Here is a 12,406-nt window from a genome sequence, read left to right as displayed (position 1 = left end):
GGCTGTTGTGGCTGTTGTGGCTGTTGTGGCTGTTGTGGCGAGGGAGCTTGCTCCCGCTGGGCTGCGGAGCAGACCCTCTTTTGGGGCGCTGCGCCCCCAGCGGGAGCAAGCTCCCTCGCCACAGAGCTGCCAGCCCTTTTTGTATTAATTGGAAACACTCCGTTGATGCCGAGCGGGAAAAACCGGTCAGAATGCGTTCCTTTTCTGGCCGTCACCCGAGTCGAGAACCTGCCATGCGAAACCACCTGCGTCTGACCGCCCTGGGCGTCCTGCTCTTCTCTTCCCTGGCCCAGGCCGCCGACCTCATTCCGATCGAAGTCCACCGCGACGCCAACTGCGGCTGCTGCAAGAAATGGGTCAGCCATTTGGAGGCCAACGGCTTCAAGGTCGAGGACCATGTCGAGTCCGACATGAGCGCCTTCAAGCAACAGCACGGCGTGCCGCCGCGCCTGGCCTCCTGCCACACGGCGATCCTCAACGGCAAGTTCGTCGAAGGCCACGTGCCGGCCGATCAGGTGCGGGCCCTGAGCCAGCGCGACGACCTGCTCGGCGTGGCCGCGCCGGGCATGCCGATGGGCTCGCCGGGCATGGAGATGGACGGCATGAGCGACGCCTATCAGGTCATCGGCCTGAAAAAGGACGGCACTGACGTGGTGGTGGCGGACTACCCGGCCCACTGATGGCCACCGCGTACGTCGGGCTGTTCATGGCCGCGTTCGGCGCGGCGACCCTGCTGCCCCTGCAATCTGAAGCGGCCTTGGTCGGCCTGCTGGCCAGCGACCGTTACTGGCTCTGGGGCCTGCTGGCGGCGGCGACGGTGGGCAATGTCCTCGGTTCGCTGGTGAACTGGTGGCTGGGACGCAGGCTTGAACGGTTCCAGGGGCGGCGCTGGTTCCCGGTCAGCCCGCGGCACATGGAGCGCGCCCGTGCCCACTACCGGCGTTACGGGCACTGGTCGCTGCTGCTCAGTTGGGTGCCGGTGATCGGCGATCCGCTGACGCTGGTCGCCGGCGTCATGCGCGAGCCGCTCGCCCGCTTCCTGGCCATCGTCACTGTCGCCAAAGGTGCCCGCTACGGGGTGCTGGCACTGCTCACACTGGGTTGGACCGGTTGAACGTCCGCAAGCGGACAGTGCCTGTGTTTAACGTCGCCCTAATCCGGCCGTTACAGCATCGGCCGATTTCAACCGGAGTCCACCCCATGCCCGTCCCGCTGCGCCGCTGGCTGCCCGGCCTGCTCCTGACCGCTTCCCTGCCGCTGACCGCCCTGGCCGAAGGCCCGCAATACGGCCCCGAGCTGCAAGGCTTCGAATACCCTTACGCGCTCAAGCACTTCGCCTTCGAGTCCCAGGGGCAATCCCTGCAAATGGGCTACATGGATGTCGCCGCCCACGGCAAGGCCAACGGGCGCACCGTGGTGCTGATGCACGGCAAGAACTTTTGCGGCGCCACCTGGGACAGCTCGCTCAAGGCCTTGAGCGACGCCGGCTACCGGGTGATCGCACCGGACCAGATCGGCTTCTGCACCTCCAGCAAACCCGCTCACTACCAGTACACGTTCCAGCAACTGGCGGCCAACACCCAGCAACTGCTCAAGGCGCTGGGCGTGCAGAAAGCCACGCTGCTCGGCCACTCCACCGGCGGCATGCTCGCCACCCGCTACGCCCTGCAGTACCCCGATCAGGTCGAGCGCCTGGCGCTGGTCAACCCGATCGGCCTGGAGGACTGGAAAGCCCTCGGCGTCCCCTACCGCACCGTGGACCAGTGGTATCAGCGTGAACTGAACGTCACCGCCCAAGGCATCCGCGACTACGAGCGCACCACCTACTACGGCGGTCGCTGGAAACCCGAATTCGACCGTTGGGTGGACATGCTCGCCGGCCTGAGCAACGGCCCTGGCAAGGCTCAGGTCGCCTGGAACTCGGCGCTGATCTACGACATGATCTTCACCCAGCCCGTCTACTACGAGTTCAAGGACCTGAAGATGCCGACCCTGCTGCTGATCGGCACGTCGGACACCACCGCCATCGGCAAGGACATCGCCCCGCCGCCGGTGAAGGCCAGGATCGGCCGTTACGACGAGCTCGGCAAACAGGTCGCCCGGCTGATCCCGCAGTCCACGCTGGTGGAGTTCCCGGGCCTCGGCCACGCGCCGCAGATGGAAGAACCCGCGCAGTTCCACAAGGCGCTGCTGGGCTGGCTGGACAACACCCCTCCCGTTCGTTGAAGAGGTAAGGCTGATGGCGGTACAGATTGCAGTGCTCGATGATTGGCAGGACGTGGCCCGCGACGTGGTCGACTGGTCGGTGCTGGACCGTCTCGGCGAAGTGACGTTCATCCACGACTACCCGGCGGACAACGCCACCCTGGCCGCACGCCTGGCCCGCTTCGAAGTGATCTGCGTGATGCGCGAACGCACCCGCTTCGACGAAGACCTGCTCGGGCGCCTGCCGAACCTCAAGCTGCTGGTCACCGGCGGCATGCGCAACGCCGCGCTGGACATGCCGGCCGCCGCCCGGCTGGGGATCAAGGTCTGCGGCACCGACAGCTACAGGCACGCGGCGCCGGAGCTGACCTGGGCGCTGGTCATGGCCGCCACCCGCAACCTGGTCAACGAAGCCAACGCCCTGCGCGCAGGCCAATGGCAGCAGGGTTTGGGCGGCGACCTGCACGGCAAGACCCTGGGCATCCTGGGCTTGGGCGCCATCGGTCAGCGGGTGGCGCAGTTCGGTCAGGTGTTCGGCATGCGCGTGATCGCCTGGAGCGAGAACCTCACGGCCGAACGCGCGGCGCAGGCCGGCGTCACCCATGTCGGCAAACAGGCACTGTTCGAACAGGCCGACGTGCTGTCGGTGCACCTGGTGCTCGGCGAGCGCAGCCGTGGCCTGGTGGATGCCCAGGCGCTGGGCTGGATGAAACCGACCGCACTGCTGGTGAACACAGCGCGGGGGCCGATCGTCGACGAAGCGGCGCTGATCAGGGCATTGCAGATGCGGCAGATCGCCGGGGCCGCGCTGGATGTGTTCGACCAGGAGCCGCTGCCGGCGCTGCACCCGTTCCGCACGCTGGACAACGTGCTGGCCACGCCTCATGTCGGTTATGTCAGCCGGCAGAACTACAGCCTGTTCTTTTTGCAGATGATCGAAGACATTCAGGCCTGGGCCGCCGGAGAACCGCTGCGTTTGCTCAACTGACTCCGCCCTCGCGGGCGGGCTCGCCTCTACAGTTGAATGCTGTAGCCGCGAGCCTGCCCGCAATGTTGCCTGACTGTCTCCCCGCCAACAGCACTGTCCGCACCGCAACAGTGCACCTGCCCCTTCCCCGCGCCCGAAATCGTGACTGACCGGTCACCAACATGGGGCCAAGCCCGCCGCAAAACCTGCACTTCGTCGGTGCGCCTCGCCCCGCAACCCACGGTTTCCAAGGCCCGGAAACGGATTGTCAAACAATTCATCCGTTTGTCATGGCCCGCTCTAGGATCTGGCCTAGACTGATTTTCGCGGCACACGACCGGCCGGTCACAAAGTGGAAAAACAATAGAAACTTTTGCTGATCGCGGCGAGTCATCAGAAAGACAGGGCCAAGGCGGCTGGTTCGACTCTTGCAATGGCCTCTTCACCCATTCTGCTTGCGCGTGTTGGGTAGCGTGTGCTCTCCGATGCGTGGCGCGTTTGCGCCCGGCCACAGGATCCGGCCATGGACATCGCTTGTTCAAGACAAGAATCAGTTCAAAGACACGGGAGATTCATATGATCAGAGCGGCATTGGATATTCAGGGAGAGCGTGCCCATTCGTCCCTCGGCGATGCGAACGCCATGACCGTTTCCGGCAGCCGGTCGATCAACGCCCCGGCACCCCGTCCGCTGACGCCGGCGACCGGCCAGAACCCCAACCGCAAGAAGGTGCTGTTCGTCACCTCGGAGATCGCCGACCTGGTCAAGACCGGCGGCCTGGGCGACGTCTCCGCCGCCCTGCCCCGGGCCATGGCGCACCTGCACGATGTCCGGGTGCTGATCCCCGGCTACCCGCAAGTGATGAACAGCGAAAACCCGATCCACGTCATCGGCGAACTGGGCGGCCATGCCGCGCTGCCGCCGTGCAAGATCGGGCGCATGGACATGCCCGACGGCCTGGTCATCTATGTGCTGATCTGCCCCGAACTCTATGCCCGCGAGGGTTCGCCCTACGGCGCCAACAACGGCCGCGACTGGCCGGACAACCACATCCGCTTCGCCCGCCTGGGGCTGGCAGCCGCCGACATCGCCGCCAACCTGGCGCAGATCCACTGGTGCCCGGACCTGGTGCACGCCCATGACTGGCCCGCCGGCCTGGCCCCCGCCTACATGCACTGGCGCGGGCAGCGCACCCCGACCCTGTTCACCATCCACAACCTGGCCTACCAGGGCGTGACCAGCCTGGGCTCCTGCCCGGAACTGGGCATTCCCGCCCACGCCCTGCAGCAGGAAGGCATGGAGTTCTACGGCAAGATGTCGTTCCTCAAGGCCGGCATGGCCTATTCGAGCCACATCACCACGGTCAGCGCCACCTACGCGCAGGAGATCACCACGCCGGACTTCGGCTGCGGCCTGGACGGCTTTCTCGCCGCCAAGACCCAGCAAGGCCTGCTCAGCGGCATCCCCAACGGCATCGACGAGAGCTGGGACGCGGCGACCGACCCGCACCTGTTCGCGCCGTTCGCCATCGGCGACTGGGACGGCAAGGCGACCAACGCCGACCACGTGCGCGAACTGTTCGGCCTGGACGATTCCGATGGCCCGCTGTTCGCCGTGGTCTCGCGGCTGGTCTACCAGAAAGGCCTGGACCTGACCGAGGCGGTGTCGGAGTACATCGTGCGCAACGGCGGCCAGATCGCGATCATCGGCCGTGGCGAGCCGGAAGAGGAACAGGCCATGCGCGAACTGGCCCTGCGTTTTCCGGGGCGGATCGGCGTGCGCATCGGCTTCAACGAGACCGACGCCCGGCGGATGTTCGCCGGCAGCGATTTCCTGCTGATGCCCTCGCGCTACGAGCCGTGCGGCCTGAGCCAGATGTACGCCCAGCGCTTCGGCTCGCTGCCGGTGGCGCGCAATACCGGCGGCCTGGCCGACACCATCGAGAACGGCGTCACCGGTTTCCTGTTCAACGAGTCCACGGCCGAGAGCTACCGCGAGGCCTTGAGCCGCGCCTTCAAGGTGTTCGCCTACCCCGGCCTGCTCAACGCCATGCGCTGCCGGGCGATGGCCGCACCGTTCAACTGGTGCAAGGCCGTCGAGCCCTACGCCGAACTCTATGAACAATTGGTGGCCAAGGCACTGGGCAAAGCGAACCACAAGTGACCAGGGAGGTTGTCAGCGATGCCGTCACGGTCCCTTGAATCATGGCCCCACGGCGCGACCCTGCTGGAGGCCGGGCACACGCAGTTCGCCCTGTGGGCGCCGGATGCGTTCTACGTCAGCGTCGAACTGGACGGCGGTCGGTCCCTGCCGATGCTGCCCCAGGCCGACGGCTGGTTCGTGATCAAGACCCGCTGTCCGGCCGGCACCCGCTACCGCTTCAGCATCGACGGCGAACTGGAGGTGCCGGATCCGGCCTCCAGGGCGCAGGACGGCGACCTCGACCGGCCCAGCGTGGTGGTCGATCCCCTGGCCTATGCCTGGCGCCACACGACCTGGCATGGCCGCCCCTGGAACGAGGCGGTGATCCACGAACTGCATGTCGGCGCCCTGGGCGGTTTCGCCGAGGTCGAACAGCACCTGCAACGCCTGGCGGGGCTGGGCTTCACCGCCATCGAACTGATGCCGGTCGCGCAGTTTCCCGGCGAGCGCAACTGGGGTTACGACGGCGTGCTGCCCTATGCGCCGCAGGCGTCCTACGGCACCCCGGAACAGCTCAAGCACCTGATCGACAGCGCCCACGGCCATGGCCTGGCGGTGATCCTCGACGTGGTCTACAACCACTTCGGCCCCGACGGCAACTACCTGCACCGCTACGCCAAGGATTTTTTCCGCAAGGACCGGCACACGCCCTGGGGCCCGGCCATCGACTTCCGCCGTCGTGAAGTGCGGGACTTCTTCATCGAAAACGCGCTGATGTGGCTGCTCGAATACCGTTTCGACGGCCTGCGCCTGGACGCGGTGCACGCCATCGAGGATCCGGATTTCCTGCAGGAGCTGGCCCGGCGCGTGCGCCGGCAGATCGACCCGGCCCGGCATGTCTGGCTGACCCTGGAAAACGAACGCAACCAGGCCAGCCTGCTGGAGGACGCCTACGACGCCCAATGGAACGACGACGGCCACAACGCCCTGCACGTGCTGCTGACCGGCGAGACCGAGGCCTACTACGCCGACTATGCCGAACACCCGACCGAACAGCTGGCCCGCTGCCTGAGCCAGGGCTTCGTGTTCCAGGGCGACATCACCCGCCACGGCACGCCGCGCGGCGAACCCAGCGAGCACCTGCCCTCGACCGCGTTCGTGCTGTTCCTGCAGAACCACGACCAGATCGGCAACCGCGCCTTCGGCGAACGCCTGCACCGGTTGGCCGATCCCCGGGCCTTGCGGGCGGCCACGGCGCTGCTCCTGCTCTCGCCGATGATTCCGTTGACGTTCATGGGCGACGAGTACGCCGCCGAGCAGCCGTTCCTGTTCTTCACCAGCCATCACGGCGAACTGGCCAAGCAGGTGCGCGAAGGCCGGCGCAACGAGTTCGCGGCCTTCAGCGCCTTCGCCGACCCGCACCAGCGCGAACGGATTCCCGACCCCAACGCCGAACGCACCTTCCACGCCTCGCAGCCGCGCCCGGCGAGCGCCGACGCCTCGCGCCAACAGGCCACGCTGGCCCTGTACCGGCAACTGCTGCAACTGCGCCACCGGCACATCATCCCGCACCTGCCCGGCACCCAGGCGCTGGGGGCCCAGGTGCTCGGCCCCGGCGCCGTCAGCGCACGCTGGCGGCTGGACGACGGCAGCGAACTGCGAATCGACCTGAACCTCGGCGATTCGCCGCAGGTCAACCCTCCATGGCCCGACGCCCAACGGCTGTTTCCGGCGGCCGACGAGTGGCCGCAAGCAGGCCTGCTGCCCCCCTGCTGCGCGCTCGTCAGCCTCACGGCCGCAATCCCTTTGCCCCCTTTTGACGGAGAGCGCCCATGAGTGACGCGCAACTGGAAATCCTCGCCAGCCGGGCAGGCCTCGCGGTGGACTGGATCGACGCCAACGGCCGTCCGCAGAAGGTCGCTCCGGCGGTGCTGCGCGCGGTGCTCACCGGCCTCGGGCACCCGGCCGGCACCGCCCAGGAAATCGACGCCAGCCTGCTGGAACTGCAGCAGCGTCAGCAGGATCACCGTTTGCCGCCGCTGCTGACCGTCGATGTCGACGCCCCCCTGGACCTGGCCCGTTACTTCGAAGCCGATACGCCCTGCGAAATCCATCTTGAGGACGGCGCACGCCTGTCCTTGAGGCTCGACGCCCAGGCACGGCTGCCGGGCCTGGTGCCGGTGGGTTACCAGCAGGTGCACATCGCCGGTCAGCGGTTCACCCTGGCCGTGGCGCCGCCGCGCTGCTACGGCGTCGCCGACGCGGTGGACCAGCCGGTTCCCCGCGCCTGGGGCCTGAGCGTGCAGCTGTACGGCCTGCGCCGGCCCGGCGACGGCGGTTTCGGCGACACCCAGGCCCTGGAGGATCTGGCCCGGGTCGCCGGTGAACGCGGCGCCGACGCGCTGGCGATCAGTCCGCTGCACGCGATGTTCAGCGCCGACACCGGGCGGTACAGCCCCTATTCGCCTTCCAGCCGTCTGTTCCTCAATGCCCTGTATGCCGCGCCGGGGACGATCCTGGGCGAACGGGCCCTGCGCGACGCCATCGATGCCTGCGGCCTGGCCGACCGCTTCAGGCAACTGGAGGACCTGAAGCTGATCGACTGGCCCGCCGCCGCCGACGCCAAGCAAGCCTTGCTGCAGGCCCTGTACGACGGATTCATCGCCGGCCAGCACCCGCTGCACCCGGACTTCGCCAGCTTCCGCCACGCCGGCGGCGAGGCGCTGGAGAACCACTGCCGGTTCGAGGCCATTCAGGCCATGCGCGCCGAGCGCGGCGAAAGCCTCGACTGGCGTCAGTGGCCGCCGCAGTGGCATGACCCGCAGGGCGCGGCGCTGGGTGCGTTCGCCGAGGCGCATGCCGACCGCATCGGCTACTTCGCCTTCTGCCAATGGCTGATCCACCGCTGCCTGGAGCGTGCGCAAACCGCCGCCCGCAGCGCCGGCATGGGCGTCGGGCTGATCGCCGACCTGGCGGTGGGCGCCGACGGCGCGGGCAGCCAGGCCTGGAGCTTTCAGGACGAGTTGCTGGCCTCGCTGACGGTCGGTGCGCCGCCGGACATCCTCAATCGCAGCGGCCAGGGCTGGGGCATCTCCGCGTTTTCCCCCGAAGGCCTGGTGCGCAACGGCTTTCGTGCGTTCATCGAAATGCTCCGCGCCAATTTCGCCCACGCCGGAGGCCTGCGCATCGACCATGTCATGGGCCTGCAACGTCTTTGGGTGATCCCGAACGGCTCGGCGCCGGCGGACGGCGCCTATCTGTACTACCCCGTGGACGACCTGCTGCGCCTGCTGGCCCTCGAATCCCACCGCCACCAGGCCATCGTGCTGGGCGAGGACCTCGGCACCGTGCCGGACGGCCTGCGGGAGAAGCTCAGCGCCAGGGCCATGCTCGGCATGCGCGTGCTGCTGTTCGAGCAGGACAACACCCGGTTCAAGCCGATCCTCGACTGGCCGGACAACGCGCTGGCCACCACCAGCACCCACGACCTGCCGACGCTCAACGGCTGGTGGCACGGCCGCGACATCGACTGGAACGCGCGCCTGGGGCTGATCGACGCCAACGGCGAAATCGACTGGCGCCGCCACCGCGAGCGCGAGCGCGAAGGCCTGCGCGGCGCCCTGAGCCAGGATCCGCAGAACTTTCGCGAAGAGTCCCACGAAGCCGACCAGGTGGTGGACGCCAGCGTCCGCTTCCTCGGCCACACCCGGGCGCCGCTGGTGCTGCTGCCGCTGGAGGACGCCCTCGGCCTGGACGAGCAGGCCAACCTGCCCGGCACGATCGACACCCACCCGAACTGGTCGCGGCGTTTGCCGGGCACCAGCGAAGCGTTGCTCGACGGCGCCGACGCGGCACGGCGCCTGGAGCTGCTCGCCTGCGCCCGCCTCCAGGCCGCCGAGCGTGACCGATGAGCGCGCCGCCGGCCCGGCCGCTGCGCGCCACGTTGCGGCTGCAGTTCCACAAAGGATTCACCCTCGGGCAGGCCATACCGCTGGTGCCGTACTTTGCGCGGCTGGGCATCAGCCATGTGTACGCCTCGCCGCTGCTCACCGCCCGGGCCGGTTCCCTGCACGGCTACGACGTGGTCGATCCGACCCGGCTCAACCCGGAGCTCGGCGGCGAAACGGCCCTGCGCAGCCTGGTGGCGGCCCTGCGCGAACACGGCATGGGCCTGATCCTCGACGTGGTCTCCAACCACATGGCCGTGGGCGGCGCCGACAACCCCTGGTGGCTCGACCTGCTGGAATGGGGCCGGCTGAGTCCCTACGGCGAGTTCTTCGACATCCAGTGGCATTCCCCCGACCCGTTGATGGAAGGCCAACTGCTGCTGCCGTTCCTGGGCAGCGACTACGGCGTCGCCTTGCAGGACGCCACCCTGCCGCTGGTGTTCGACGCCTCGGCCGGCGGCTTCCACGTCGAACACTACGAACACCGCTTCCCGGTCTGCCCCAGCGACTACGGCGAATTGCTCAAGCCCGACGAATCGCTGGACGAGGAGCGCCGGATCCGGCTCAAGGCGCTGGCGGATCGCTTCGAGTCGCTCCGTTACCAGAGCGACGCCCGTTCCCTGTCGATCCCGCTCAAGCAAGAACTCCTGGCACTGGCGAACGACGGGCCGATCCGCCAAGCCATCGAACGCAACCTGGCGCTGCACGACTCCAAGACCGACGTCGGCTTCGAACGCCTGCACCGTTTGCTGGAGCGCCAGAGCTACCGGCTGGCGAGTTGGCGCACCGCCGCCGACGACATCAACTGGCGGCGCTTCTTCGACGTCAATGAGCTGGGCGGCCTGCGGGTCGAGCGCCCGGCGGTGTTCGAGGCCACCCACGGCACGATCTTTCGCCTGATCGCCGAGGGCCTGGTCGACGGGTTGCGCATCGATCACATCGACGGCCTGGCCGACCCGCGCAGCTACTGCCGCAAGCTGAGGCGTCGGCTGGACCGATTGGCGCCGGGGCGTCACCTGCCGATCTACGTCGAAAAGATCCTCGGCCCCGGCGAGGCCCTGCCCGCCGACTGGGCGGTGGACGGCACCACCGGTTACGAGTTCATGAATCAGCTGTCGCTGCTGCAGCACGATCCGGCCGGCGAAGCCGCGCTGGGCGACCTGTGGCAACGCCGCACGGAGCGGCCCGCTGCGTTTGCCGAAGAGGCCCGGCTGGCGCGGCAACAGATCCTCAACGGCTCGCTGGCCAGCGATTTCGAAAGCGTCGCCCAGGCCCTGCTGCAGGTGGCGCGGGACGACCTGATGACCCGCGACCTCACCTTGGGCGCGATCCGCCGGACGCTGCAGGCGCTGATCGTGCACTTCCCGGTCTACCGCACCTACGTCGGCCCGATGGGGCGTTCGGCCAGGGACGAGGTGTTTTTCGCCCAGGCCATGGAGGGCGCACGCCAGGCCTTGGGCGAAGGCGACTGGCCGGTGCTCGACTGCGTGGCCCGCTGGCTCGGCGGCGCCCCATGGCGAAGCAGGCCGCGGGGACGCTCGCGCAAGATCCTGCGCCATGCCTGCGTGCGCTTTCAGCAACTGACGTCCCCGACCGCCGCCAAGGCCGTGGAAGATACCGCCCTGTACCGTTCGGCGGTGCTGCTGTCGCGCAATGACGTGGGCTACGACACCGAACGCTTCAGCGCCCCGCTCGGCGAGTTCCACGCCGCGAACGCACAGCGCCTGGCGAGCTTTCCCGACAACCTGCTGACCACCGCCACCCACGACCACAAACGCGGCGAAGACACCCGTGCGCGCCTGGCGGCGGTCAGCGAGCGCGGCCCGTGGTACGCCGAACAGGTGGAGCTGTGGCGCGCCCTCGCCCGACCGTTGCGCGACGAAGATCAAGCGCCGTCGTCCGGCGACGAACTGATCCTCTACCAGGCGCTGCTCGGCAGTTGGCCATTGCAGCTCGACCCCGACGACCAAGCGTCCATGGCCGAGTACGCCGGGCGCATCGTCCAGTGGCAACGCAAGGCCCTGCGCGAGGCCAAGCTGCAAAGCAGCTGGAGCGCGCCGAACGAGCCTTACGAAAACGCCGTGCGCACCTTCACCGAACGCCTGCTGCTGGCGCCCGAGGGCGGACTGCTGCGGGCGGCGCTGGCCAAGTCGGTCAACGGCATCGCCGCCGCCGGCGCCCTGAACGGCCTGGCGCAAACCTTGCTGCGCATGACCGTGCCGGGGGTGCCGGACCTGTACCAGGGCAACGAGTTCTGGGACTTCAGCCTGGTCGATCCGGACAACCGCCGGCCGGTGGACTACGCGGTGCGGGATCAGGCGTTGCGGGCCGGTGCGCCGCTGTCGCAGCTTCTGCCGCACTGGCGCGACGGGCGCATCAAGCAGGCCTTGATCGGCCAGGTGCTGCAACGGCGCGCCGAGCACGGCGAACTGTTCCGCCGGGGTTCGTACCAGGCCCTGGAGGTGCTGGGCAGCCGGGCGCACAACGTGCTCGCGTTCGCCCGCGAACACGAGGGACAGCGGGCCATCATCGTGGTGCCGGTCCGTTGCGCGACCTTGCTGGAAAACGGTGCCGTGCCTCAGGTGGATGCGCTGCATTGGGGCGATACGCGGGTGGTTCTGCCGTTCGCCGCCGGGGACGCAAACCTGAAGGGACTTTTTTCCGGCACCGCAGTCACAAAAAACAGGGAGCTGAGCGTCAGCGCCGCGCTGGGGGACCTCTCGGTCAATCTGTTTATCCAACTCTTCTAAGAGCATGAGTTCAGTTCAGGAGCATTGCGATGAGTAACGACGATAAACGCATCCGCGAATTCGCCTATCAGATCTGGGAGTCCGAGGGCAAACCTGAAGGCCAGGAGACGCGCCACTGGGAGATGGCGTGCAAGCTGGCGGAGGCCGAGGCGCTGGCGCCGAAGAAACCGCCGAAGGCCGCCGCCAAAACCGCCGCGGCCAAACCCAAGGCCCCGGCCAAGGCCAAACCGGCCGGCGCCGCCAAAGTGCTCCCGCCGGGCGAAAAGGCCACCGAGAAAAGGCCCCGGGCCCCGCGCAAGCCGCCGGTGGCCTGACACTTCGATCTCCACCCCGATCACTGTGGGAGCAGGCTTGCCCGCGATTGCCGACGGTCATCCAACGCCGATGTCGCCTGA

Annotated in this window: 9 protein-coding genes; all 9 read left to right on the top strand. The window is 68.0% G+C overall.

What is annotated here, in order from left to right; translation table 11 throughout:
• The first annotated feature begins 233 nt into the window (after positions 1–233).
• The 9 genes from ACIP0B_RS03710 (at position 234) to ACIP0B_RS03670 (ending at position 12,325) form a co-directional block, all read left to right on the top strand.
• The gene (locus ACIP0B_RS03710) at positions 234–680 is read left to right on the top strand and encodes a DUF411 domain-containing protein (protein ID WP_400829884.1); all 447 of its coding nucleotides are present in this window, start codon (positions 234–236) and stop codon (positions 678–680) included.
• The gene (locus ACIP0B_RS03705) at positions 680–1,114 is read left to right on the top strand and encodes a YqaA family protein (protein ID WP_400829882.1); all 435 of its coding nucleotides are present in this window, start codon (positions 680–682) and stop codon (positions 1,112–1,114) included. The genes ACIP0B_RS03710 and ACIP0B_RS03705 overlap by 1 nt, the downstream gene beginning before the upstream one ends.
• Positions 1,115–1,200: 86 nt before the next feature.
• The gene (locus tag ACIP0B_RS03700) at positions 1,201–2,226 is read left to right on the top strand and encodes an alpha/beta fold hydrolase (protein ID WP_400829880.1); all 1,026 of its coding nucleotides are present in this window, start codon (positions 1,201–1,203) and stop codon (positions 2,224–2,226) included.
• A 13-nt stretch (positions 2,227–2,239) separates the two neighbouring features.
• Positions 2,240–3,193: a D-2-hydroxyacid dehydrogenase family protein gene (locus tag ACIP0B_RS03695; RefSeq protein ID WP_400829878.1), complete on the top strand. Its 954-nt coding sequence runs from the start codon at positions 2,240–2,242 to the stop codon at positions 3,191–3,193.
• A gap of 555 nt (positions 3,194–3,748) precedes the next feature.
• Complete coding sequence (gene glgA, locus ACIP0B_RS03690; RefSeq protein ID WP_400829877.1) at positions 3,749–5,335, top strand: glycogen synthase GlgA; 1,587 nt, start codon at positions 3,749–3,751, stop codon at positions 5,333–5,335.
• A gap of 18 nt (positions 5,336–5,353) precedes the next feature.
• Complete coding sequence (treZ, locus tag ACIP0B_RS03685) at positions 5,354–7,150, top strand: malto-oligosyltrehalose trehalohydrolase (RefSeq protein ID WP_400829875.1); 1,797 nt, start codon at positions 5,354–5,356, stop codon at positions 7,148–7,150.
• Positions 7,147–9,225 carry a 4-alpha-glucanotransferase gene (gene malQ / locus ACIP0B_RS03680; RefSeq protein WP_400829874.1) on the top strand — a complete coding sequence of 693 codons (2,079 nt, stop codon included), beginning with the start codon at positions 7,147–7,149 and terminating at the stop codon, positions 9,223–9,225. Before treZ ends, malQ begins: the two co-directional genes overlap by 4 nt.
• Complete coding sequence (locus ACIP0B_RS03675) at positions 9,222–12,011, top strand: malto-oligosyltrehalose synthase (protein ID WP_400829872.1); 2,790 nt, start codon at positions 9,222–9,224, stop codon at positions 12,009–12,011. Before malQ ends, ACIP0B_RS03675 begins: the two co-directional genes overlap by 4 nt.
• 29 nt (positions 12,012–12,040) lie before the next feature.
• The gene (locus ACIP0B_RS03670) at positions 12,041–12,325 is read left to right on the top strand and encodes a DUF2934 domain-containing protein (protein WP_400829870.1); all 285 of its coding nucleotides are present in this window, start codon (positions 12,041–12,043) and stop codon (positions 12,323–12,325) included.
• The last annotated feature ends 81 nt before the right edge of the window (positions 12,326–12,406 follow it).

This window comes from Pseudomonas sp. NPDC089534 (genome assembly GCF_044749305.1).
GTDB lineage: Bacteria > Pseudomonadota > Gammaproteobacteria > Pseudomonadales > Pseudomonadaceae > Aquipseudomonas > Aquipseudomonas ekonensis.
Note: the sequence above shows the minus strand (reverse complement) of the source record. Positions and strands in the feature narration are given on the sequence as shown.